Origin of the sequence: Vannielia sp. (genome assembly GCF_029212645.1) — a bacterium.
Taxonomy (GTDB): domain Bacteria; phylum Pseudomonadota; class Alphaproteobacteria; order Rhodobacterales; family Rhodobacteraceae; genus Vannielia.
Window position 1 is genome coordinate 43,599 of the sequence record NZ_JARGND010000015.1, and the last position, 24,341, is coordinate 67,939.

Here is a 24,341-nt window from a genome sequence, read left to right on the forward strand (position 1 = left end):
CTGTGATCTACGACATCACACTCAAAATCGAATACCTCTACCAAAGCCCCGTCTCCAAGGGGCGGCACACCGTTTGCGTGGCGCCCTCGACCATCGACGGCGTGCAGCGCCTCCTGGCCAGCGACATCGCCTTTGATCCCGAGCCGGACGAGAAAACCGAGCGGCAAGACTTTTTTGGCAACCATATTGTCGATATCGGCCTCGCCCATGAGCACGCCGGCACCGGTCTGGCCGCCACCTTCCGGGTAGAGCGCTTGCAGGCCGCGCTTGAAGTCTCCCGCTCGTTGCCGTTTGCCGATCTGCCCGCGACCCTCACCAAATGCCGCTCGATGAAGGCGGCATCGCCACTGCATTTTCTGGCCGCCTCACCGCGCGTATCACTTTCCCCGCTGATCGGCGCCTTCGCCCGCGATGCTGCGGGTGCGCCCCACAGCGTGTTTGATGCGGTGCTCGCGGTGGGGCAGGCGCTGTTTCACCGCATGACCTTCGATGCCACCGCGACCGATGTCGATACCTCGCCCGAGGAGGCCTTCACCAACGGCTCCGGCGTGTGTCAGGACTTCGCCCATATCATGATCGCGGCCCTGCGCTCCCTGGGCATTCCGGCGGGCTATGTCAGCGGCTACCTGCGCACCCTTCCGCCCGAAGGAATGGAACGCCTTGAGGGGGCGGATGCCATGCACGCCTGGGTGCGGGCATGGTGCGGTGATGCGCTGGGCTGGGTTGAGTTTGACCCCACCAATGATCTTTTCGTCGGCACCGATCATATCGTCGCCGCCTATGGGCGCGACTATTCCGACGTCGCGCCCATTCGTGGCGTCGTGCGGCTGTCGGGCGCGCAAGATAGCACTCACAGCGTTGATGTCGCGCCCGTGCCGGAGCCAGCTTGAACCGGCCCTCCAACTCTTGAAGATGTGGTAATCGCCGGGATCTCCAACACCGCGCCAAGCGTCGCCTTGCCACCGCTCACCTTGCCACATTCCCGTTTCAAACATGGCCCGCGTTGATTGTGCGCCTTCTCCCGCGTCTCCGCGATCTGGCCGCTTGACCGCCCTGAAACCGACCCAAGTCTTTACGGGATGTTAAACCGCCGTGCGTAGGGTGGCGACAGAGTGTCTCTCGATACCGCCGGTTTTGCGAATGGTTGGCCGGAGTGAGTTTTAACGAGGAATGTATTTATGCAGCATGATTTGGCCGTGATTCAACAATCTCCATCTTCGGTTGGCGCAACCCGCTTGCGGGCTCTGGTTCTTGATGATGACGAGGTTGATCAGCTTCGCATCCAGCAGATCGCGCACAAAGCCGGTCTCGACCTTGATTTTACAGAGGTTTTCACCATTGGTGAAATGCGCGCGCAACTCGAAGTGCCCTTCGATCTGGTGTTTATCGACTATAACCTCGGCATGGAAACCGGGCTTGATGCCCTCAAGGTGCTGCTCGCCCATGAGGAGCAAACAGAGGCAATCCCGATCATGCTCACCTCGGTCACTCGCCGCGCCATTGCGGTTGAGGCCATGCGCCGTGGCTGTGCCGATTATCTGGTCAAGGAAGAGCTTTCGATAGACAGTCTGCGCAAGGCCATCGTCTCAGCGTTTGAGCGGCGCATGTTCTATTCCGCAATCTCCGATGCGCGCGCCTTTCAGGACCGGATGAAGGTGACAGTCGCGCGCTTTATGGGCACCTGCGGCCCGGAAATGCGTGATATCATGTCCAACACCCTCAATACACTGCGCCAAATGAAGATGGAGGGAGACACCACCACCCCCGCCGATGAAAATTTCACCCTGCTGGAGCGCGGGTGCAACGATCTGGTGATTTTCCTCGATGATCTGATGGGCATTGTCGATGTGAGCCGCAGCCAAAAACCCGAGTCGGTCAAGCTTTTCTCTGCCAAGAAGGTCTGATGATGCCAGCCGTGCGCGTTGTGAGGGCCGGGCAATGAAGTTGAGCACCCGGTTGGCTCTGGTGGCGCTCACGGTCGTGCTGACAGTCACCGGCATTTTCGCGCTCTTGATCCACCGCACGGCGCGCCATGACGCCAAAGTCGTGGCGACCGATGCCATGCGGCTGAATTCCATCATTTATGCAAAACGGATCGACGATAAGTTCGTTGATCTCGAAGGCACCCTTCAGCGCCTCGCCGGGTCAATCACCATCGCCACCTTGGCGCAGCACGCTCTGCGATCCTCCTCCGATGAGGACATTCCCAATGAAATCGAGCGCGGGCGCACTCTGCTCGCCAACGCTTTTTTCAACGCGATGACGAACGAGCCGAGCTATCTCCAAATGCGGCTACTGCATCGTCAGGATAACTGGAAAGAAGTCGTGCGCATAAACCGCCTTGGCACAGAACTGCGCCGCACCGCTCCGGATGAGCTTCAGTCCAAGGGCGATGAATTTTACATGCAGGACCTGATAAATGGGACCAGTGGCGGCACCCATTACACCCCCGTTTCCTACAACCGCGAGCATGGCGTTTCAGATGGCACCCCGGTGTTCCGCATTATTCGCCCTGTCTACGCGGGCCGTGTTGAGTTGATCGGCGCGCTGATCATCAATGTCGACTTTGAGCAATTCCTGCGAATCCGCCGCGACTCCCGCATCGTTGAGCGCGAAGTGGCCGCGATTGATCGCGCCGGATCCTACATGCTCTACATCGCCGGAAAAACGCTCCCCGCCCTGTCCTACGTTGAGGATCCCGGTTTTGAGCCCTTCGTGGGAGCGGAGCAAATCGGCGAGCATGGCGGTACCTCCGATGTGCTGGATCTCGGTGACCGTTTGGCCGTTGTGACAACGGTTGAAAACAGCTTGAACAGCGCTTCGCTGGGGTTAATCGTCGTGTCCAGTGAGCCAAAGTCGCTGATGTATGCGACTTTGAACCAACGGCTTTTTCAGCAACTCGCCGTCGCCGCAGCCCTCTCACTGGGGGCGGCTCTCCTGACCTTCGTGGCCACCCGTCACGCCACGCGCCCCATGAACCGATTGATCAAGGCGGTCTCCGAAGGCGAAAGCCTCTTGGAGGTGGAACTACCAAAGCTTGACCAAAGAGACGATGAAATCGGCACAATCGCCACCAAATTCATCTCTCTCACGACAGCCCTGCAACATGATCGCGCAAGGCTGGAAGCGATCCACAACAACGTCGCCGATTCCATCATCATGATCACCGACAAAGGGTTAATGGCTGATATCAACCCGGCGGCATCAGAGATGTTTGGCTATCAGCCCGATGAGATGATCGGCCAGCCTCTCACCATGCTTATGCCCCAGAACATGGCGAAGGAGCATCAAGGCCACGTGGCTCGCAGCACCATCTCCTTTGAAACTCGGATGATGGGCAGGAACCGCGAAATTATCGGCATGACCAAACAGGGCACGGAAGTGCCGCTCGAAATCAAGGTAAGCCGCGCCGTTCTCGATGGGCAAGTGCACTTTATCGGCTCCGCCCGAAGCATCTTTGAACGCAAGGAAGCGGAGCGCCGCCAACTGGAGCTTTTGGCGGCGCTGGAACGTTCCAACACCGAGCTCGACCGATTCGCCTACGTGGCCTCCCATGATCTCAAGGCCCCACTGCGCGCGATCAGCAATGCGTCAAACTGGTTGGCCGAAGACCTGGAGCATGTTCTTACCGATGACACCCGCGATAGTCTTGGCATCCTGCGCAGCCGCGCCGCGCGCATGGAGCGCTTGCTTGATGACCTGCTGGAGCATTCCCGCATCGGGCGCACCCGGCACGCCCAAGAGGCCATTTCTGGCGCAGCCCTGCGGGCGGAACTGACGGAACTGATCAACCTGCCCCCCGGAATGTCTTTGCAGGTTGACCCACGTTTCGAGCAGGGCACCTTTCCGGTCATGCCGCTCAAGATTGTTCTGCTGAACCTCTTGAGCAACGCGATCAAACACCACCATGACCCGTCTCACGGGCACATCTCGCTGGAAATGCTGGAGGCTGATGCATTCTGGGAATTTGTCGTCATGGATGACGGTCCGGGCATTGCCGAAGCTTACCATACTAAGATTTTCGAAATTTTTCAAACCCTTCAGCCGCGAGACGAGGTGGAGTCCTCCGGTATGGGCCTCGCGATTATCCGCAAACACATGGCCGTCGTTGGCGGTGATGTGCGCGTTGTGTCCGATGGCACGCGCGGCACCGCCTTCCATGTGATCTGGCCCAAACAGCCTGATGGCAAGGCCGGTGATACAGCTGAAGGAATGGCCGCATGAATGTGATGACTGCCCCAGACCCCGCCAAGGTTCACCCGTTGGACATCATTTTGGTTGAGGATGACGACGCCGATGCCAAGGCCGTACGCCGCGCGCTGGAAAAATCCTGCATCGCCAACCCGGTGCGCCGCCTGAAAGACGGGGTCGATGCGCTGGCCTTTCTACGCGGCGAAGCCCCCACAAAACCGCCGCCACAATACATCATCTTGCTCGATCTCAATATGCCACGCATGAACGGGATCGAGTTTCTGGAGGCTCTGCGCAATGATCCAAAGTTACATCGCGCGATCGTCTTCGTTTTGACGACGTCCAGCGACCAGCGCGATATTGGTAACGCCTATGATCACAATGTCGCAGGCTATATTCTCAAAGATGACGCGGGCTTTGACTTCATCAAGCTGGTCGGCACGCTTGATCATTTTTGGCACGTTGTCGAACTACCCGAGATACCAGCGGGTGGGGGCCGCTGAACAGATGCCCGGTCTCGTAGTCATGGTGATTGACGATGACGCGGCTGACCGCAAGCAAATCCACCGTTTGCTGACCCGCATGCCGATGGAGTGCGAGGTTGTCGAAGTCGCTGATGGCGCCAAACTGGCCGAGGTGACCGCTCCAAAGGTTGATCTGGTCCTGTTGGACCATCTTCTGCCCGGTATCAGCGGGCTTGATTTGATTGATGTTTTGCAGGAGCGCTGGCCGCGCGCCGGGGTCTGCGTGGTCACAGGGCAGGGTGATGAAACCGTTGCAAAGAACGCCATCCAGCGCGGTGCGGTCGATTATGTTCCAAAGCGCAGCCTGTCGGAAAACGTGTTGGAGCGGATCATAGAGAATGGGTGCAAGGTTGCGCGAATGCGGTGGGAAATCGAGGAGCAGCGCCAGGACATGGGCGTTTTTTCAGAGGTTCTGGTGCATGACCTGAAGGCGCCGATCCGCTCGACCCTGTTTCTCATCGAGAAACTCGCCGAAGACATTGGCGCACAGGACACCAAGGAAGTTGAGCGCGATATGCGCCTCATCGCCCAGACGGCTGAGCGAATGTCCGACCTGGTGGCCAGTCTTGCCGGCCATGTGCAACTTGATCGAGACTCAGAGCCAAAGTTTTGCGCGCCCAGAGAGTTGGCCGATCAGGCGGCCTCGCTTTTGCTTGCGGCCGTTGAAAAGAGCGGAGCGCAAATCACGGTTGAAGCTGATGATGTGCCGCTTGTCCTGTGCCATGGGCCACAGATCGTACAACTCCTGCAAAACCTTATAAACAACGCCATCAAATACGCGGGCGACAGTGCGCCCTGCATTCATGTCCACTGCACAAAATTGGGCAGGCGATTGCAATTTTCGGTGTCAGACAACGGCATCGGGGTGCCCGAGCAGTACAAAGAGCGGGTTTTTCAGCCATTCAAGCGCCTGCCTGTCGCCGCATCCATTCCTGGCACCGGGCTTGGGTTGGCCACATGTCGCAAGATCGTGGATCGCCATAACGGGCGCATTTGGTGCGAGCCTAACGTGCCGCAGGGCACCGTGTTCCGGTTTGAACTCCCGCTTGGAAAATCAGCCTCCGCGCATGGTGCTTGATGGCGCGCGCTGGCGCGCACAAACCCCTTCGGCCCAGCGTTGCGCCGCTGCGCCAAAACAATCGTGCAGCGAGTCGACAGCGATGACGCTGCCATAGGCCATGCGTCCCAGCACCGAAAGCCCGGGCTGCACCTGCCCATCCGGCTCGGTCTTGGCGGCAAGCCCCTCGGCCAATGGCACCAGCACCCCACGATCCCGCAGCCGGGCAATCAACGGATCAGAGACAATGCTCAAATCCGGTGACGGCAGCACAGCATCTACCATCGCTGCAACCTCCACCCGGTCCTCATCGTTGCAAAGGCGCCAGCCATCGGGGCCAGTCACGATATCCGGGTCATCCACCGCGCGCATATCTACCCGCCCGTCTTCGATAAGGGTCATTAGCTCTGTCGCGGACGTCAGCGGGGGCCCATAGGAAAACCGCTTCATACCATCGTCAAACCCGGTGACGGCCTGGGCTATCTCCGGCGCCACATCGCGCGGATTGAAGCCTTTCCGCAAAGCATCTTGCCATTTGCGCCAAACCTGCCCGGCCACATAGCCGGGTGAGGCCGAGGCGCTGCCGTCAGCCATGGCGATCAACCCGCGCAGCACCTCGGGCGCGGCGCGATCTTCCTGTGATCCGGGGTTTTCGCGCTCGGCTGCCAGCCAGTCGCGGGTGGCTGCGCGATCGCCAGTGATCCGTTCCACGGGCACTTCAAGCGCGGCGCAAATCATGGCAAGCGGGGGTTCGGCGGGGCTATCCAAAGCCTCTGCCAGCGCGGCTTCAAAGCGGGCGGTTTCGGCCTCTGTGGCATCAAAACCTGCGTCCAGCGTCGCTGTGGCAGGCTTGGGCGCGGGGGGCAGGCCGTTCAGTGAAAAGGGCACGATCCGCGCCGGTTCCATCCCCGAGGGCAGGTAGCGTCCGGCCTTGAAACGCCCGCCCATCCCCAACGTCAGCAGGCGCACCACGTCTATCGACGACAGGGCCAGCCCCCGCACCCCCACGGCTTTTCCGGCCCAGCCTTTGGCGACGGCAAGCAAGGCGCGGTCGGGGTAGGCGGGAACAAGATCAAGCGCGTGCTCCTGCGCATGGGCCTTCCATTTGCTGAATTGCGGATCCGGGTGAGAGCGGGGCTGGCCGGGCGCGATCAGCACTTCGGCAAAGGGGCCTTCGGGGCCTTGCGGCGTGCTCAGCATCCATCCACCCGATGCCTCGTCATGCTGAATGTCGCGTACCGCGCGATGGTGGTGGGTGAGGCCCAAGGCGTTGAACCGTTGGCACAGGTGCTGGCCCAGTTCGGCCCGCGCGGGAAAGCGCTCCGGGTCGCCTGTGATGTCGTCGATCAGGGTGCCGTCGCGGGCGATATCAAGGTTGCGCAGCGGCAGGTTCAGCAGGCAATGCGGGCTTTGATCGGGTGAAAAGTTTGGCCCGGCCCCCGGATGCATCCCCGGATCGAACACCTCGATCATGGCCTCGGGCCAAAGGGCCAGCAAGGCTTCTGCCGCGCCCAGCCCGCGCGGCCCCATACCGATAAATGCAATGCGATGTGTCATTGCGCAGAGAGTGGCCGCGCGGCTGCGGCGTGGCAAGCCCTCAAGGCCGTGCGAGGTGAAAGCCGGTGATCAGTTGTTTCAAGCCCAGGGCCGCGCCCGCGAAGATCGCCGCAAAGGTCACCGGGGCCGAATAAGCCAGCACGGAAAACGCTGAAATCCCTTGGCCAACAGAGCATCCCATTGCCAGGATCGCGCCGGGCCCCATAAGCGCCGCGCCCAGCATTTGCCGCTTCAATTCCCGCGGGTCTTCGCAGGCTTCCCAGCGGAAATGCCCTTTGAACAGCGAGCCAATGAAGGCCCCTGCCAGCACTCCGGCCACCGAGCCCACGCTGAAGGAAAGGGTGTTTCCGCTCGCGGTCATGAACCAGTAGATCGTGTCGCCAAGGGGCTGCGCGAAGGTGTGGGTGGTGATGCGCTCGCCGTCAAACCCGGTTTCGGCCACCCAGAACGTGCCGATCCAGCCCGATGCCACCGCAAGGCCAACTGCCGTGCCCCAGGTCAGCGTGCGCGGAGAGCGCAATGTTGGCCCATGCGCGATCGAAAACAGCAGGATCAGCGCCCCCACGGCGCTCCCCACCGCCCAAGGGGCCACGCCGGTTGCGCCGCTCAACCCATCGGCAAACCCCTGCGCCGTTGCCCGCCCGTCCTCTACCGGGAACAGCCAGACGCGTGCAAAGGCCAGCGGCCCGGAAAGCACCACATAGGCCGATAACCCCATGACGAGCACAATCACGAACCCCCGCAAATCGCCGCCGCCAAGCCGCGCCAAAGCGCCGTAGCCGCAGTTGCCCGCAAGCGCCATGCCGTAGCCAAACAGCAAGCCGCCCACGATGCTGGCCATCGGGACCCAGTCACGCGAAAGATATACCGTGCGCGCCGGATCAAAATGGCCCGTTGCCGTAGCGATATTTAGCGAAAGAATGGCCAGCCCAATGGCGATGCCCCACATCCGCAAGCGGCGGCTGTCATTGGCGTAAAGCATGTCCTCGATGGCGCCGAGCGTGCAAAATCGCCCGATCCGCGCGGCGAGGCCCAACAGGAGGCCGCCGACCAGGCCCACAAGGGCCACGGCATTGGCGTCTCCCAAGACCTCCAGCGAGGTTTCGAGCATTGTGATAAACCTCCCCAGGTCCAGCCTTTGGCTTGGGCTGTCAGTCGTCGTCGCGGCAGAACATGTCGTAGACGACTTCCATGATCTGCTTGGGGCGATCATCCGTCAAGGAATAGTAAATCGCCTTGCCATCACGGCGCGGTGTGACAAGGCCTTCCAGCCGCAGCCGCGAAAGCTGCTGGGAAACGGCAGCCTGGCGGGCCGAAAGCAGCTCTTCCAGCTCGGTCACGGTCTTTTCGCCGGTGGTCAGGTGGCACAAGATCATCAACCGGCCCTCGTGGCTGATCGCCTTGAGAAAGTTCGAGGCTTTCTCGGCATTGCTCACCATGCGATCCATGTCTTCGGGGCACATGTTCTTGTCGAAGACCGGCAGTTTTGTTGGTTCGTCCAGCATCATTCTCTCTCTCGCCCCCGTTGTCCGGCGGCCCCTTTTTGTCACCCGGTGCTGCCGGAGTCTTCCAGCGCGATGCCATGCTCTTTCAACAGCATGCCGAGCAACCCCCAAAAGAAATCCTCGCCCGGATAGCCCTCAATCCGGCCCAATTCCTCACCGTCCCGCACCAAAACAAAGGTTGGTGTGTAAAAAAGCGGCGCGTCAAAGGCAATGTCTTCGGGCGGGTGGCGCACATCGACCCGGCGCAGCGGCGCGGCGCGGCCTTCGGCGGTGATCGGATATTCCGGCCCCACTTCCTGCAACCAGCGGGCACACCACGCGCAGCCCTCTTCCTCGGCCATGATCAAAACAGTCTCCGCCCGCGCCACCAAGGGCGTCAGCAGGATCGCGGCGCAAAGCGCAATTTTGGCGATAAAACGCATGACTAAACCGGATTGATATGTTTCATTCACCAAATATAATATGTTAATGCGATTATCTCAAGGTTTTGAAGGGCAGGGAGGGCTCAATGTTATTGGACATTAGCGTTTGGGGCGCGTTCGTAGGCGGCATCATCGTGTTTTTCTCGCCCTGCATCCTGCCCATCGTGCCTTTTTACCTGTCTTACATGGCCGGCGTCGGCATGAACGAAATCACCGCCGATGGCTCGCTGGCCCGTGGCGCGCGCTTGCGGCTCATTGCGGCGGCGGTGATGTTTTCGCTCGGGATGATGACGGTGTTCACCATCCTCGGGGCGGGGGCCTTTGCCGTCTCCACGATCTTCAAGCAGAATATGGATTGGTTTCGTTATTTCGCAGCGGCCATCGTGTTCATCATGGGGCTGCACTTTCTGGGCGTGTATCGGATCGGCTTTCTGGATCGCACCCTGCAAATGGATGCGGGCGACACCTCCAACATGACCATCTGGTCAAGCTATCTCGTTGGCTTTGCCTTCATGGCCGGGTGGACCCCTTGCGTGGGCGGCGTTCTGACCGGGGTGTTCATGATGGCCTCAACGGATGAAACCGCCTGGCAGGGGCTGATGATGGTGGTGATCTTCGGCGCGGGCGTTGTGCTGCCCTTCATCCTTGCGGCGCTCTTTACCGCGCCCTTCATGCAATTCGCCGGGGCCTTCAAGAAGCACCTTGGCAAGATGGAAAAGGTGATGGGTGCGCTGCTCGTGGTCTTTGCCATTCTCATCATCACCGGTTCGGTCAATAATATCGCCAACTGGATGCTCGAAATGTTCCCCGGCTTTACGCAAATCTGAAGAGGTTAGAACAAATCCGATGAAAAAATTTCTATTCGCCCTCGCCAGCCTGATGCTGGCCACCCAGCTCCATGCCTCCGAGATCGGTGACGATGGCCTGCACAAGGAACCGTGGTTCCGTGATACCTTCAAGGATCTCTCCGAAGATCTCTCCGAGGCCAACGCTGAGGGCAAGCGCCTGATGGTGATGATCGAGCAGCGCGGCTGCATCTATTGCAAGAAGATGCATGAAGAGGTCTTCTCGCTGCCCGAGGTCAAATCGCTGATCGAGGAGAACTTTTATGTCATCCAGATCAACATGTTTGGCGATGTCGAGGTGACCGACTTTGACGGAACCGCGCTCCCCGAGAAGGACATGGTTTCAAAATGGGGCGCGCTGTTCACCCCAACGATTCTCATTTTCCCCGAAGAGGTGGGCGAGGGTATGAGTGCGCCGCAAGCTGCGGTTGCAAACATGCCGGGTGCGTTTGGCAAGTGGACGACCATCAACCTTTTCAACTGGGTGCTTGAAAAAGGGTACGAAGGGGATGAAACTTTTCAGAAATACCATGCGCGTAAGTTCATGGAGCAAAACGGCTAGGTGAGTCGCTGCGTGGCGATGGTAGCGTATGAAATCACTTAAATGAATATGTTGTTGCGTCGCGGACGGTCCGTGCGCTACGGTGTTCAAACGATCTGCGCCACAGGCAGGAAAGTGGCGTATAAGGGAGGGATCATGAAGAAAACGCTAGGATTGGCGTCTGTTGTGGTGGCTTGTGCGTCCTTGGCTTCGGCCGAGGCGGTCGCGCCCACAGATGTAACTTACGAAGAGGGCGCTGTAACCACATCGCTGAGCGGAACGCCCGGCAACCCGGAAAACGGCGCCAAGCTGATGGATAAGGGTGTGGGCAACTGCATCGCCTGTCACGAGGTGAGCGCGCTGTCGCATCTGGCGTTCCAGGGAAATGTCGGCCCCTCGCTTGATGGCGCCGCCGACCGCTGGAGCGAAGCCGAGCTGCGCGGCCTTGTCGCCAACGCCAAGATGACCTTCGAAGGCACGATGATGCCGTCGTTCTACAGGACCGAGGGTTTCATCCGCCCGGGCAATGGCTATACCGGCAAGCCCGTTGAGGGAGATGTTCAGCCGCTGCTCAGCGCGCAGGATGTCGAGGATGTGGTGTCCTTCCTGATGACGCTCAAAGATTAACTGACATTCCAAGACACTGGCCCCAACGTGCGGGGCCCAAGGAGGCATAACCGATGAAACTCAGCAGACGAGAAACCCTTCTCCTCGGTGCCGGTGCGGCGGTTGCGGCAGTTCTGCCGCTGCCCACCTACGCCGATGCCGTGGCCGACGCCGTGGCCGCCTTCACCGGCGGCGCCGATGTGGCCGATGGCGGCGTAACCGTGGACGCGCCCGAAATCGCCGAGAACGGCAACACCGTTCCGATCAGCGTCAGCTCTGATGGCGCCGAGTCGATCATGGTTCTGGCAACTGGCAATCCCACGCCTGCTGTCGCGACCTTCACCTTTGGTGAGCTGGCCGCATCGCAGTCTGGCTCCATTCGCATCCGCCTGGCCCAAACCCAGGACGTGATGGCGATTGCCAAAATGCCCGACGGCACCTTCCAGAAGGCGTCTGCGACCGTGAAAGTAACCATCGGCGGCTGCGGCGGCTGAGGCAGAGACAAGGAGACGAAAACTATGGCATCTGGTGTAAAACCCCGCGTCAAAGTCCCAAAGAAAGCCTCCGCTGGCGAGGCGATCACCATCAAAACGCTGATCTCCCACAAAATGGAGAGCGGTCAGCGCAAGGACAGCGACGGCAATCTGATCCCGCGTTCCATCATCAATCACTTCGCTTGCACCTTTAACGGCAAAAGCGTGATTGAGGTGGTTCTCGAGCCGGCGATCTCGACCAACCCCTACATCGAATTCGAGGCCACCGTGCCTGAAACGGGCACATTCGAGTTCACGTGGCAGGACGACGATGGCTCAACCTATACTGAGTCAAAAGACATCACCGTCGGCTGAACGCCGCGCTTCTAGGGAGGAAAGCGTGATTAAATTAGCAAGCAAAAGCGCAAGCTATATCGCACTGGCAGCGGCCACCGTTCTGGCGGGGGCTGCAATGGCTGATCCGGATGAGGATCAGCTTGTCATCAATGGCGAAATCGAGATCGTGACCGAAACGAAAGCCCCGGCGCATGTCGAGAATTTCGATACGATCTACTCCGGTTGGCGGTTCCGTTCCGACGAGACCCAGGCCTTTGAAATTGACGACTTTGACAATCCGGGCATGCTCGGCGTCGAGGCCGCATTGGATGTATGGGCCACCGCGGAAGGGTCTGAGGGCAAGTCCTGTGCCGATTGTCACGGCGAGCCCGATGAAATGGCCGGTGCGCGCGCCGTCTATCCCAAGTGGAACGAAGAGGCTGGCGAGGTCCGCACCCTTGAGATGCAGGTCAACGACTGCCGCGAAACCCGCATGGGCGCCGAAGCGTGGAAGTATAATGCCCGTGGCATGACCGATATGGTCGCGCTGCTGTCAAGCGTTTCGCGTGGGATGCCGATGAACGTCGCCATCGACGGCCCCGCCCAATCCACCTGGGAAAAGGGCAAGGAGATCTACTACACCCGGTATGGCCAGCTTGAGCTGTCCTGCGCAAATTGCCACGAAGACAACTACGGCAACATGATCCGGGCCGACCATCTCAGCCAGGGGCAAACCAATGGTTTCCCGACCTACCGGCTGAAAAACACCAAGCTGAACTCGGTGCATGACCGCTTCAAGGGCTGCATCCGCGATACCCGTGCGCACACCTACGCGCCCGGCTCGCCCGAGTTTGTCGCCCTTGAGCTCTATGTCGCCTCGCGCGGCAATGGTCTCTCGGTCGAAGGGCCCTCGGTCCGCAACTGAACCAAAGCGACCTGTGTTCCACCGTGGGCACAGGTCGTTTCCATATCAAACAAATGCACTTATGCGTATATGTATCTGCGCCAGTGCCTGTCAAAAGGGTGACTCCAGATGATTTCGCGCCGCGATTTTCTTCAGGTCGGCATGGCCGCTTCGGCGGTTCTTGGGGCTTCGGGCTTCGGCAATTGGGCGCGGCTTTCGGCCCAGCAGTCCCTCACGCAAGACCAGCTTCTGGAGTTTGATACCTTTGGCAACGTGTCGCTGATCCACGTCACCGACATCCACGCACAGCTCAAGCCGATCTATTTCCGCGAACCCTCGGTCAACCTTGGCGTTGGCCCCAACAAGGGCGAGGTGCCGCATGTCACCGGCGCCGATTTTCGCAAGCTTTACGGCATCGCCGATGGCTCGCCCTCGCATTATGCGCTCAGCTCGGGTGATTTTTCGTCCCTCGCGCAGGCCTATGGCAAGGTCGGCGGGATGGACCGTGTCGCCACCGTGATCAACGCGATCCGCGCCGCCCGCCCCGATGCGCTGCTGCTCGATGGCGGCGACACCTGGCACGGCTCCTACACCTGTCTCAAGACCGAAGGTCAGGACATGGTGAACGTGATGAACGCGCTCAAGCCCGATGCGATGACCTTCCACTGGGAGTTCACCCTTGGCTCCGAGCGGGTGAGCGAACTGGTCGAAAGCCTGCCTTTCGCCGCGCTTGGCCAAAACATCTTTGACGCCGAGTGGGATGAACCCGCCGAGCTGTTCCCGCCCTATAAATTCTTCGAGCGTGGCGGCGTGAAGATCGCCGTCATCGGCCAGGCCTTCCCCTATATGCCCATCGCCAATCCGGGCTGGATGTTCCCCGAATATGCCTTTGGCATCCGCGATGAGCATATGCAGGAAATGGTTGATGAGGTCCGCGCGCAGGGGGCCGAGCTGGTGGTTTGCCTGTCCCACAACGGTTTTGATGTTGATAAGCGCATGGCCTCCGTGGTTTCGGGAATCGACGTTATCCTCACCGGCCACACCCATGATGCGCTGCCAGAGCCGGTGCTTGTGGGTGACACGATCCTCATCGCCTCCGGCTCCAACGGCAAGTTCGTCAGCCGGGTTGATCTGGATGTGCGCGATGGCAAGATGATGGGCTTTCGCCACAAGCTGATCCCGATCTTCGCCGATGTCATCGAGCCTGATGCCGAAATCTCGGCCCTGATCGACGAGCAGCGCGCGCCCTTCCAATCGGAGCTTTCCGAGGTGATCGGCCAGACCGATACATTGCTCTACCGGCGCGGCAACTTTAACGGCACCTGGGATGACCTGATCTGCGATGCGCTCCTGTCCGAGCGCGAGGCCGATATCGCCATGTCGCCCGGCGTGCGTTGGGGCCCCTCGCTCATCCCCGGTGATGATATCACCCGCGAGGATATTTTTAATGTCACCTCAATGACTTACGGCAAGGCCTATCGCTCCGAGATGACCGGCGAGTTCATCAAGGTGATCCTCGAAGACGTGGCCGACAACATCTTCAACCCCGATCCCTACTACCAGCAGGGCGGCGACATGGTTCGCATCGGCGGCATGGGCTACCAGGTTGATGTGAACAAGCCCGCGGGCGATCGCATCTCCAACATGACCCTGCTGAAGACCGGCGCGCCGATTGACGCGTCCAAAAGTTATGTGGTCGCGGGCTGGGCCTCGGTCAACGAGGGCACCGAAGGGCCGCAAATCTGGGACGTGGTCGAAAGCCATATCAAGAAGCTCGGCACGGTTACCGTGGCCGACCATGACAACGTGAAGGTTGTGGTGGAGTAACGCCGCACCCCTTTGAAAACACGAGTGAAGGAGCCAAAACGCATGAGCGACGAAACGACAGGTCAAAAGACCTCGCGCCGTGGCTTTCTGGCTGGTGCCGCCGCCGCCGGAGCCGGTGCCATGGCCGCAGGAGCCGCCAGGGCCGAGGGGGATCCGCTGATCACCGAGGTGCAGGATTGGGCGATGAGCCTGGGCGAGGGCGTTGACGCCACGCCTTACGGCATGCCTATCGAGTTTGAGGGAGATGTGATCCGCCGCAACGTGCCGTGGCTCACCGCTGATACGATTTCCTCGATCAACTTCACGCCGATCCACGCGCTCGATGGCACGATTACCCCGCAGGGCTGCGCCTTTGAGCGCCACCACTCCGGCGCGATCGAGCTGAAAAAGGAAGACTACCGCCTGATGATCAACGGCCTCGTCGATCAGCCGCTGGTCTTTACCTACGAAGATCTTGAGCGTTTCCCGCGCGAGAACCATGTGTATTTCTGCGAATGTGCCGCCAACACCGGCATGGAGTGGGCCGGCGCGCAGTTGAACGGCGCGCAATTCACCCACGGCATGATCCACAACATGGAATATTCCGGCATCCCCCTGCGCACCCTGCTGGAGGAGGCGGGTCTCGCCAAGGCGGGTGATTTTGCCAATAAGTGGGTCTACGTTGAGGGGGCGGATGCCTCGTCAAACGGTCGCTCGATCCCGATGGAAAAGGCGCTGGATGATTGCCTCGTGGCCTTCAAGGCCAACGGCGAGGCGCTGCGCATGGAGCACGGTTACCCGGTGCGCCTTGTGGTGCCGGGATGGGAAGGCAACATGTGGGTCAAATGGCTGCGCCGCATCGAGGTGACAGACGCCGCCGTTGAAAGCCGTGAGGAAACCTCCAAATATACCGACACCTTGGCCGACGGCACCTCGCGCAAGTGGACATGGGTGATGGACGCCAAATCCGTCGTCTCCTCGCCCAGCCCGCAAATGCCCATCACCCACGGCCACGGACCTCTGGTGATCACCGGCATGGCGTGGTCCGGCCACGGCAAGATCGTCCGGGTTGATGTATCCAAGGATGGCGGCAAAACCTGGGAAACCGCGCGGCTTGGCACCCAGGGCGACAACAAGGCGCTCACCCGTTTTTACCTTGATACCGAGTGGAACGGCGAGGAAATGCTGCTGCAATCCCGCGCGATTGACGAAACCGGCTATGTTCAGCCCACCAAAACCCAACTGCGTGAGGTGCGCGGCCTAAACTCGGTTTACCACAACAACTGCATTCAAACCTGGCATGTGAAAGCCAATGGGGAGGCTGAAAATGTCGAAGTTTCTTAATATTTTCGCCCCTGCGGCCACGGGTATGGTAGCGGTTCTGGGCAGCGCCTATTTTCTGGCGGACCAGTTCGTCGTTGATATGCCCGCCCCCGCGCGTGACCGGATCGTGACACCCGCTAAAGCCGAAAGCCACAGCGCCGAAAGCGCTGAAGCGATAGCTCGCGCCGATGAAGACGCCGCCACAAAAGAGGCCGCCGTGCCCGCTGGTGCCAAACATGGCCTCGGTCGCCCGGCCACTGATGAGGAAATCGCCGCCTGGGATGTCAAGGTTTTCCCCGATGGGCGCGGCCTGCCCGTTGGTTCCGGTTCGGTTGAAGATGGCGAGATGATCTTCTCCGACAATTGCGCCGTCTGCCACGGTGAGTTTGCCGAAGGGTCGGGCAACTGGCCCAAGCTCGCCGGCGGCGACGATACCCTTGCAGATGACGATCCGCTCAAGACCGTCGGCTCCTACTGGCCCTACCTTTCCACCGCTTTTGACTACGTTCACCGCTCCATGCCGTTTGGCGCGGCGCAAACCATGTCGGCGGATGATACCTATGCCATCGTCGCCTATATTCTCTACTCCAACTTCCTCGTTGAGGATGATTTCGTCCTCTCCAACGAGAACTTCCTCGATGTCGAAATGCCCAACGCCAATGGCTTCATCGTCGATGACCGGCCCGAGACGGAATACACCAAGTGGCGCACCGAACCCTGCATGGAAAACTGCAAGGAAAACGTCGAGATCACCATGCGCGCCACGGTGCTTGATGTAACCCCCGATGAGCCTGCCGCCGGTGAGCCCGAGGCCGATGAGCCCACCGAAGAGGCCACCACCGAAGCCCCCGCCGATGAAGCTGCTGTTGAAGCGATCGCCGAAGCCGAGGAGATGGTATCAGAAGCCGAAATCGCCGCCGCTGATCCGGAGCTGATCGCCAAGGGCGAAAAGGTCTTCAAGAAGTGCCAGGCCTGCCATCAGGTTGGCCCCGATGCCTCCAATAAAACCGGCCCCCTGCTCAACGGGATCGTCGGGCGCAAGGCGGCCACGCTCGAAGGTTTCAAGTATTCCAAGGCGATGAAAGACGCAGGCGAAGAGGGCCTCGTGTGGACACCGGAAACCATGCACGAGTTTCTGACCAAGCCAAGAACCTTCATCAAGAAAACCAGAATGTCCTTTAACGGCTTGAAAAAGCCCGAAGATATCGACGCCGTCACCGCATACCTCAGCACCTTCCCTGAATGACGGCACCCAAACTCCTCTCTCTGGTCGCGGCTCTCTGCCTTTTGGGGCAGGGGGCCGTGGCCGATGAGTTTGGCGATGCCGAGCGTGGTGAAAAGGTCTTCGCCCAATGCAAAGGCTGCCATATGGTTGGGGCCAAGGCCAAAAACCGCATCGGCCCCACGCTCAATTCCCTGTTCTCCCGTCAGGCCGCCTCGGTTGAGGGGTTTGCCTATTCCAAGGCGTTCAAACGGGCGGGCGCAAAGGGGCTGGAGTGGCACGCCGACACGCTCGATACCTTTCTCGAAACCCCCAGGCAAATGGTCCCCGGCACAAGGATGAGCTTCCGCGGCCTGCCCGATAAGCAAGACAGGCTCGATCTCATCGCCTACCTGCGCAGCTTCTCCGTGTCGCCCGCCAATATCCCCGAGGCCGATCCAACCGCCGCACCAACCGACCATGATCTTGATCCCGAGATCCTCGCGCTGGTCGGGGATCCGGAGTATGGTGCATATCTGTCGTCTGAATGCACCACCTGCCATCAGGCTTCCGGCGGCGATGAGGGCATCCCCTCTATCGTGCTCTGGCCCGAAGAGGATTTTGTGCTCGCCATGCACGCCTACAAGGCGAAAAAGCGCATTCACCCGGTCATGAACATGATCGCAGGCCGGTTGAGCGACGAGGAGATTGCGGCCCTGGCTGCATATTTTGTGGCTCCGGAGGAGTAGGGTCACGTCGAATGGAAGAGGGAGGAAAAACATGAAACTCAACCGCAGGACGTTCCTCGGAACAACCGTGGCCGGCGCGGCCACTTTTGGGGCACCAATGGTGATGGGGGCCTCGCATGGCAAACCCCGCGTCGTGGTGATCGGCGGCGGCGCTGGTGGGGCCACGGTGGCGCGCTATCTGGCCAAGGACAGCAAGGGGGAGCTTGATGTCGTGCTGATCGAGCCAACCCGCACCTATTACACCTGCTTTTTCTCCAACCTCTATCTTGGCGGCCTGCGCGATCTTTCTTCGATCGCCCACAGCTATGGCACCCTGGCCGCTGAATACGGGGTGAATGTGGTGCATGACTGGGCCGTTGGCGTGGACCGTGATGCCAAAGCCGTAGCTCTCGCTGGCGGCGGCTCCGTGCCCTATGACAAGCTGGTCGTCTCGCCCGGCATCGACTTTGTCGAAGGTTCGGTGCCCGGCTGGTCTGCCCTGTCGCAAAACAAGATGCCCCATGCCTATAAGGCCGGATCGCAATCCGAGCTGCTGAAAGCGCAGATCGAATCCATGCCCGAAGGCGGCACCTATTGCATGGTTGCCCCACCCAATCCCTACCGCTGCCCGCCCGGCCCCTATGAACGGATCTCGATGGTGGCCCATGTGCTGAAGGCCAAAAACCCCACCGCCAAGATCCTCATCGTGGACCCGAAAGAGAAGTACTCAAAGCAGGCGCTCTTTGAGGAAGGCTGGCAAAAGCACTATGGCGGCATGGTCGAGCGGATCGGCCCCGATTTTGGCGGTGACAAGGTAGAGGTAAACCCCGATGAGATGACCGTCACCATCGACGGCTCGGTCGAAAAGGTTGATGTGTGCAACGTGATTGCGGGCCAGAAAGCGGGCCACATCGCCGAAATGGCAGGCATCACCGAGGGCAACTGGGCGCCTGTCAACGCCGCCGATATGTCGTCCCGGATGGATGAAAACATCCATGTTCTGGGCGACGCCGCCGCGCAGGGCGATATGCCCAAATCCGGCTTTTCGGCCAACAGCCAGGCCAAGGTTGCTGCCAATGCGATCCGCGGCGCGCTCACCGGCTCCAAGGTGTTTCCGGCGAAGTTTGCCAATACCTGCTGGTCGCTGATTGATACCGATGATGGCGTGAAGGTGGGCGCTACCTATGAGGCCACGCCAGAGAAGATCGCCAAGGTTGATGGCTTCATCTCGCAAACCGGCGAAGACGCCGCGCTGCGCAAGGCCACCTACGAGGAAAGCGTTGGTTGGTATGCCGGTATCACCGCCGACATGTTTGGCTAAAACCCGCATCTCCGGCGGTGGTTTGATCTAAATCACGCCGCCGGAGGGCCATTCAGGCTAAAGTTAACGGACCGTAGAGGAGGAAACCCCATGAAGAGACTATTGCTCGCGCTGGCCTTCGCCATGCCCACCGCCGCTTTGGCCCAGGAGCCGGTCTTGCATGACTTTGATGGCAGCTTCGATGATGCCACCTTTGCCGTTGAATCCGCTATTGTCGGGCAGGGTCTGGTGATTGATTTCACCAGCCACACCGGCGATATGCTCAACCGCACCGGCGCGGATGTTGGCTCGGATGTAAAGCTGTTTGACGCGGCTGATATCTTCCTCTTCTGCTCGGCCGTGGTGTCGCGCCAGGTGATGGAAGCCGATCCGATGAACATCCAGCACTGCCCCTACGCGATCTTCGTGATCGACCGTGACGGCAAGGTGCAGATCGGCCACCGGGATTATCCCGCAGGCCCGATGGACATGGTCGAGGCGCTGCTTGAGGGCATCATCGCCGAAGCCAAAGGAGACTGAAGACCACCATGGATTACCAGAATTTCTTTCGCTCGGCGCTCGATACCCTGCGCGATGAGGGCAATTACCGCGTGTTTGCCAACCTTGAGCGCCATCGCGGCGCGTTTCCCTCCGCCGCCTGCCGTGGCGGGCCGGGCGAGGGCGAGGTGACGATCTGGTGCTCCAACGACTATCTCGGCATGGGCCAGCACCCCGATGTGCTCGCCGCGATGCACAGCGCCATTGATGCAAGCGGCGCCGGAGCAGGTGGAACCCGCAATATCTCCGGTACCACCCACGCCCATGTCGAGCTTGAGGCAGAGCTGGCCGATCTGCACGGCAAGGAAGCCGCGCTGCTCTTCACCTCGGGCTATGTGTCCAACTGGGCCGCGCTCGGCACGCTCGCGGGGCGCATCCCCGGCCTCACCGTGCTGTCGGACGCGTTGAACCACGCCTCCATGATCGAAGGCATCCGCCAGTCCAAGGCAGATCGCATGATCTGGCGCCATAATGACCTTGCCGACCTTGAGGAAAAGCTCGCCTCCCTGCCGCTTGATGCGCCCAAACTCATCGCCTTCGAGAGCGTCTATTCGATGGATGGTGACATCGCCCCAATCGCGGAAATCTGTGATCTGGCAGAGCGTTACAACGCGATGACTTACCTTGATGAGGTGCACGCCGTTGGCCTTTACGGCCCGCGCGGCGGCGGCGTGGCCGAGCGGGAAGGGTTGATGGACCGTATCACCGTGATAGAGGGCACGCTTGGCAAGGCTTTCGGCGTCATGGGCGGCTATATCGCGGCCTCTACCGATCTGGTCGATTTCGTGCGCAGCTTCGCCTCCGGCTTCATCTTCACCACCGCCCTGCCGCCCGCCGTGGCCGCCGGTGCTGCCGCCTCGGTGCGCCACCTCAAGGCCAGCACCGCAGAGCGCACCGCCCATCAGGCCCGTGTGGCCGAGGTGCGCACCCGGCTCGATGCGCTTGGCATCCCGCATATCGACAACCCTTCGCATATCATCCCGGTGATGGTGGGCGATCCGGTGAAGTGCAAATACATCTCCGATCTGCTCCTCGCAGAGCACGGCATCTACATCCAGCCCATCAACTACCCCACCGTGCCCAAGGGCACCGAGCGGCTGCGCATCACGCCCTCGCCCGTCCACTCGGCGGAGGATGTTGACCGGCTCGTCACCGCCCTGGCCACCCTTTGGGCGCAGTGTGAGCTGGCTCGTATGCCGCTCGCCGCCCAGTAAAATAAAGCGGTTGAGGCAGATCAAGGACGGTTGAAACCCGCGCGCCTAGCTTGGCCAAAACCCAAGGTGCCCCTATGCTCTGGCTGTTCGATACCCTCGGCGAAGCCCCCTCGATTGCCCTTCTGGGTCTGCTTGTTGGTGTGCTGTTCGGCGCTGCGGCCCAACGCTCCCGCTTTTGCCTGAGGGCGGCCACCATCGAGCTGGCCGAGGGCAGCTTTGGCCCCAAAATCGCGGTTTGGCTGCTGGTGTTCACCGCCGCCCTGGCGCTGGTGCAGAGTTTCCTGGCGCTTGGCTGGCTGGAGCTTGACGATGCCCGCCAGTTTGCCCAACCCGGTTCGATCTCGGGCGCGGTGATCGGCGGGGTGATGTTTGGCATCGGAATGATCCTTGCGCGGGGCTGCGCCTCGCGGCTGCTGGTGCTGTCGGCCACCGGCAACTTGCGGGCGCTGATCTCTGGCCTTGTCCTCACCCTCATCGCGCAGGCCTCGCTTACCGGCGTCCTTGCACCGGCGCGGGTGTGGCTGTTCTCGCTCTGGACAGTGCCCCCCGGCGCAGGCCGCAATCTGGGGGAAATGCTCTCGCTGCCCACCACCGGCCTTGCCATCGGGGGCTGCCTTGCCCTGCTCGCCACCGCCTTCTGGGCCTATCGCTACGCCGGTAAATCCCTCCCGGTGATCCTCTGGTCCGTCCTCGTGGGCAGCGCCGTGGCGCTGGGCTGGCTCCTTACCTATCAGGCCAGCCGGATCGCCTTCGAGCCGGTGTCCGTTTCCTCGATCACCTTCACCGGCCCCGCCACCGATACGCTGATGGGCCTCGTCAACCGCCCTGACCTGCCGCTTTCCTTCGGGGTGGGGCTGGTGCCGGGCGTCTTTGTTGGCTCATTCCTTGCGGCCCTGCTCTCGGGGGAGTTCGCAATCCAGCGTTTCCAGCCCGATACTCCAATGGAGCGTTACCTGATCGGCGGTGTCCTCATGGGCTTTGGCGCCATGCTCGCCGGGGGCTGCGCGGTTGGGGCAGGGGTCACGGGCGGCTCGGCCCTCAGCAGCACCGCCTGGCTGGCCCTGTTGTGCATGTGGGTTTCGGCCATGGCCACCCACCGCTTGCTCAATCACGGCCCTGCCGCAGTGGTGGCTTAGCCTAGAGCGTGTCGCGTTCATTCGAATTCACGCGACACGCTCCAACTTATTGATTTCGCATGTTCGAGAAGCTCAAAACCGGTTCCCACTTTTGAGCAACATGCTTTAGCGCGTCGGCACCGGCGCTTCGCCGCGATAGTCATAAAAGCCGCGCTCGGTTTTGCGGCCCAGCCATCCGGCCTCCACATATTTGGTCAGCAGCGGGCAGGGCCGATACTTGGTGTCCGCCAGCCCGTCATGCAGCACGTTCATGATCGCAAGGCAGGTGTCGAGCCCAATGAAATCTGCCAACTCCAGCGGCCCCATCGGATGGTTCGCGCCCAGCTTCATCGCCATGTCGATGGATTTCACGTTCCCCACACCTTCATAAAGCGTGTAAACCGCTTCGTTGATCATCGGCATCAGGATGCGGTTGACGATAAACGCCGGAAAATCCTCGGCGGTTGAGGCCGTTTTGCCCAGCTTGTCCACGACCGAGGCGCAGGCCTTGAAGGTTGGCTCATCGGTGGCAATGCCGCGGATCAGTTCCACAAGCTGCATCACCGGCACCGGGTTCATGAAGTGAAATCCCATGAACTTTTCAGGCCGGTCGGTGCGCGAGGCCAGCCGCGTGATCGAAATTGACGAGGTGTTCGAACTCAAGATCGTGTCCGGCTTCAGATGCGGCACCAGGTCTTCAAAGATTGCGGTTTTCACCGTTTCCCGCTCGGTCGCGGCCTCGATGATCAGGTCAGACGGGCCCAGATCGGTGAGCGTGAGCGTGGTGGAAATCCGCGCCAACGCCCCATCGCGCTCCTCGGCGCTAATCTTTTCGCGCGTGACTTGGCGATCCATGTTGGTGCGCACCTTGGCGAGCGCGTCATCAAGCGCCTCTTGCGAGATATCGTTGAGCGTTACGTCATACCCGGCAAGCGCCAGCACATGAGCAATCCCGTTGCCCATCTGGCCCGCTCCAACCACGCCAATTGTCTGGATCTCCATCGCTTTCATTACTCCACTCGCTGTTCGTCGGCAGCCTATGCTGATGCTGCGAGTGCAGCAAGGGGCGAGCGCGAAGCGAAATCCCCCTACAATTGTAAACTTTAGCAGAATCGAAAGAGGTTCCTGCCAGGTTCAGCCTCGGGTGAAATCACTAGATACCAACGCGAGGTGGTGGGATGACTTATGAACATCCAGGGCTGAGTGCTCTAGAATATTTGCATTGCCGTTATGGCAAATCACGGCTCCTGTTTCGGGGGCCAAAGCGCAAGCTTGAAAGCCCCTATGCGGCCTTCTTCGGTGGCACCGAGACTTATGGCAAATTCGTTGAAAAACCGTTTCCATTCCTGATCGAGGAAGAAACCGGCAAGAAATGTGTCAACTTCGGCTGCCTGAACGCGGGCGCCGGACTCTATGTAAACGATCCCACATTGATGGATGCCGCCGCCAGGGCCGATGTGACGGTTGTGCAGGCGATGGGCGCACAGAACATGTCCAATCGGTTCTATGCTGTGCATCCACGCCGGAATGACAGGTTTTTAAGGGCCTCCAGCCTGATGAAAACCCTGTTTCGCGAGGTGGATTTCACCGAGTTCAGCTTCACACGGCATATGCTCGCCACCCTGCGCCGGGTGAGCGAAGAAAAATACGCCGTGGTCGTCGATGAGTTGAAGGCCGCATGGGTCGCCCGGATGCTCACCATGCTCGACACGATCGAAGGCAAGGTCGTGCTGCTATGGGTGCGCGATGAGCGCGAGCGCGACGATGACACCAATGATTGCCTCGGCAATGAGCCGTTGTTCATTGATGAGGACATGGTCGCAACCCTGCGCCCGCATCTTGCCGGCATCGTCCAGATCGCCCCCAGCGCAGAGGCCTGGGGCGCGGGAACCAAAGGAATGCACTATTCCGAGCTTGAAGCCCCCGCCGCCGCCGAAATGCCGGGGCCAAGGGTGCATCAGGAGATCGCCAAGTCGCTCGTGGCAGCTGTCCAAAGGCACGTCAGCTAACGAGAAAGGCCCGCCATTTCTGGCGGGCCTTTTGTTATGTGGGATGGGGACCCCCCCCTTATGTGGGGACCCCCCCCTTAAGTGAGGCGGGGGAACCCGCCTTTTGTCAGAGTTTTTCGAGCAGTT

Annotated in this window: 25 protein-coding genes; 20 read left to right on the forward strand and 5 right to left on the reverse strand. The window is 60.4% G+C overall.

What is annotated here, in order from left to right:
- Positions 1-2 precede the first annotated feature (2 nt).
- From P1U55_RS07045 to P1U55_RS07065, 5 genes are all read left to right on the forward strand, one after another.
- Positions 3-890 (forward strand): transglutaminase family protein, encoded by an 888-nt coding sequence (locus tag P1U55_RS07045; RefSeq protein WP_301046827.1) that lies wholly within the window; start codon positions 3-5, stop codon positions 888-890.
- A gap of 288 nt (positions 891-1,178) precedes the next feature.
- The gene (locus P1U55_RS07050; protein ID WP_301046828.1) at positions 1,179-1,904 is read left to right on the forward strand and encodes a response regulator; all 726 of its coding nucleotides are present in this window, start codon (positions 1,179-1,181) and stop codon (positions 1,902-1,904) included.
- Positions 1,905-1,938: 34 nt separating this feature from the next.
- The gene (locus P1U55_RS07055) at positions 1,939-4,224 is read left to right on the forward strand and encodes a PAS domain S-box protein (protein WP_301046829.1); all 2,286 of its coding nucleotides are present in this window, start codon (positions 1,939-1,941) and stop codon (positions 4,222-4,224) included.
- The gene (locus P1U55_RS07060; RefSeq protein WP_301046830.1) at positions 4,221-4,694 is read left to right on the forward strand and encodes a response regulator; all 474 of its coding nucleotides are present in this window, start codon (positions 4,221-4,223) and stop codon (positions 4,692-4,694) included. The genes P1U55_RS07055 and P1U55_RS07060 overlap by 4 nt, the downstream gene beginning before the upstream one ends.
- 4 nt (positions 4,695-4,698) lie before the next feature.
- On the forward strand, positions 4,699-5,793 hold the full coding sequence (locus P1U55_RS07065) for a hybrid sensor histidine kinase/response regulator (protein WP_301046831.1): 1,095 nt from the start codon (positions 4,699-4,701) through the stop codon (positions 5,791-5,793).
- Here the strand turns inward: P1U55_RS07065 and P1U55_RS07070 are convergent.
- The 4 genes from P1U55_RS07070 to P1U55_RS07085 are packed head-to-tail and all read right to left on the reverse strand — an operon-like array spanning position 5,770 to position 9,256.
- Complete coding sequence (locus P1U55_RS07070; RefSeq protein WP_301046832.1) at positions 5,770-7,329, reverse strand: FAD/NAD(P)-binding protein; 1,560 nt, start codon at positions 7,327-7,329, stop codon at positions 5,770-5,772. The two genes, P1U55_RS07065 and P1U55_RS07070, sit on opposite strands and share 24 nt — an antisense overlap.
- 40 nt (positions 7,330-7,369) lie before the next feature.
- Complete coding sequence (locus P1U55_RS07075) at positions 7,370-8,440, reverse strand: YeeE/YedE family protein (RefSeq protein ID WP_301046833.1); 1,071 nt, start codon at positions 8,438-8,440, stop codon at positions 7,370-7,372.
- Positions 8,441-8,480: 40 nt separating this feature from the next.
- Entirely contained in the window at positions 8,481-8,834 is a 354-nt protein-coding gene (locus P1U55_RS07080; RefSeq protein ID WP_301046834.1) for a metalloregulator ArsR/SmtB family transcription factor, read from the reverse strand.
- A 41-nt stretch (positions 8,835-8,875) separates the two neighbouring features.
- Positions 8,876-9,256, reverse strand: coding sequence for a hypothetical protein (locus tag P1U55_RS07085; RefSeq protein ID WP_301046835.1), 381 nt, complete (start codon positions 9,254-9,256; stop codon positions 8,876-8,878).
- Positions 9,257-9,342: 86 nt separating this feature from the next.
- Here P1U55_RS07085 and P1U55_RS07090 point away from each other — a divergent pair, with 86 nt between their 5' ends.
- From P1U55_RS07090 to P1U55_RS07155, 14 genes are all read left to right on the forward strand, one after another.
- Complete coding sequence (locus P1U55_RS07090) at positions 9,343-10,083, forward strand: cytochrome c biogenesis protein CcdA (RefSeq protein WP_301046836.1); 741 nt, start codon at positions 9,343-9,345, stop codon at positions 10,081-10,083.
- A gap of 19 nt (positions 10,084-10,102) precedes the next feature.
- Positions 10,103-10,663: a thioredoxin family protein gene (locus P1U55_RS07095; RefSeq protein WP_301046837.1), complete on the forward strand. Its 561-nt coding sequence runs from the start codon at positions 10,103-10,105 to the stop codon at positions 10,661-10,663.
- Between the two features lie 135 nt (positions 10,664-10,798).
- Positions 10,799-11,269, forward strand: coding sequence for a sulfur oxidation c-type cytochrome SoxX (soxX, locus tag P1U55_RS07100; RefSeq protein WP_301046838.1), 471 nt, complete (start codon positions 10,799-10,801; stop codon positions 11,267-11,269).
- A 53-nt stretch (positions 11,270-11,322) separates the two neighbouring features.
- Complete coding sequence (gene soxY / locus P1U55_RS07105) at positions 11,323-11,742, forward strand: thiosulfate oxidation carrier protein SoxY (RefSeq protein WP_301046839.1); 420 nt, start codon at positions 11,323-11,325, stop codon at positions 11,740-11,742.
- Between the two features lie 24 nt (positions 11,743-11,766).
- Positions 11,767-12,096 (forward strand): thiosulfate oxidation carrier complex protein SoxZ, encoded by a 330-nt coding sequence (soxZ, locus tag P1U55_RS07110; RefSeq protein WP_301046840.1) that lies wholly within the window; start codon positions 11,767-11,769, stop codon positions 12,094-12,096.
- 97 nt (positions 12,097-12,193) lie between these two features.
- On the forward strand, positions 12,194-12,982 hold the full coding sequence (gene soxA / locus P1U55_RS07115) for a sulfur oxidation c-type cytochrome SoxA (protein WP_301046853.1): 789 nt from the start codon (positions 12,194-12,196) through the stop codon (positions 12,980-12,982).
- A gap of 108 nt (positions 12,983-13,090) precedes the next feature.
- Positions 13,091-14,788: a thiosulfohydrolase SoxB gene (gene soxB, locus P1U55_RS07120; RefSeq protein WP_301046841.1), complete on the forward strand. Its 1,698-nt coding sequence runs from the start codon at positions 13,091-13,093 to the stop codon at positions 14,786-14,788.
- 42 nt (positions 14,789-14,830) lie between these two features.
- Positions 14,831-16,111: a sulfite dehydrogenase gene (gene soxC, locus P1U55_RS07125; RefSeq protein ID WP_301046842.1), complete on the forward strand. Its 1,281-nt coding sequence runs from the start codon at positions 14,831-14,833 to the stop codon at positions 16,109-16,111.
- Entirely contained in the window at positions 16,095-17,336 is a 1,242-nt protein-coding gene (locus P1U55_RS07130) for a c-type cytochrome (protein ID WP_301046843.1), read from the forward strand. The genes soxC and P1U55_RS07130 overlap by 17 nt, the downstream gene beginning before the upstream one ends.
- Positions 17,333-18,040 carry a c-type cytochrome gene (locus tag P1U55_RS07135; protein WP_301046844.1) on the forward strand — a complete coding sequence of 236 codons (708 nt, stop codon included), beginning with the start codon at positions 17,333-17,335 and terminating at the stop codon, positions 18,038-18,040. Before P1U55_RS07130 ends, P1U55_RS07135 begins: the two co-directional genes overlap by 4 nt.
- A gap of 31 nt (positions 18,041-18,071) precedes the next feature.
- On the forward strand, positions 18,072-19,340 hold the full coding sequence (locus tag P1U55_RS07140; protein WP_301046845.1) for an NAD(P)/FAD-dependent oxidoreductase: 1,269 nt from the start codon (positions 18,072-18,074) through the stop codon (positions 19,338-19,340).
- 90 nt (positions 19,341-19,430) lie between these two features.
- Positions 19,431-19,859, forward strand: coding sequence for a DUF302 domain-containing protein (locus P1U55_RS07145; RefSeq protein WP_301046846.1), 429 nt, complete (start codon positions 19,431-19,433; stop codon positions 19,857-19,859).
- 8 nt (positions 19,860-19,867) lie between these two features.
- Positions 19,868-21,091, forward strand: a complete 1,224-nt coding sequence (gene hemA, locus P1U55_RS07150; protein ID WP_301046847.1) for a 5-aminolevulinate synthase — start codon at positions 19,868-19,870, stop codon at positions 21,089-21,091.
- A 74-nt stretch (positions 21,092-21,165) separates the two neighbouring features.
- The gene (locus P1U55_RS07155; protein WP_301046848.1) at positions 21,166-22,227 is read left to right on the forward strand and encodes a YeeE/YedE family protein; all 1,062 of its coding nucleotides are present in this window, start codon (positions 21,166-21,168) and stop codon (positions 22,225-22,227) included.
- A gap of 105 nt (positions 22,228-22,332) precedes the next feature.
- On the opposite strand, the gene P1U55_RS07160 is transcribed toward P1U55_RS07155, so the two are convergent.
- Entirely contained in the window at positions 22,333-23,208 is an 876-nt protein-coding gene (locus tag P1U55_RS07160) for a 3-hydroxybutyryl-CoA dehydrogenase (protein ID WP_301046849.1), read from the reverse strand.
- Between the two features lie 176 nt (positions 23,209-23,384).
- Here P1U55_RS07160 and P1U55_RS07165 point away from each other — a divergent pair, with 176 nt between their 5' ends.
- Complete coding sequence (locus tag P1U55_RS07165) at positions 23,385-24,215, forward strand: DUF6473 family protein (RefSeq protein WP_301046850.1); 831 nt, start codon at positions 23,385-23,387, stop codon at positions 24,213-24,215.
- Positions 24,216-24,341 lie beyond the last annotated feature (126 nt).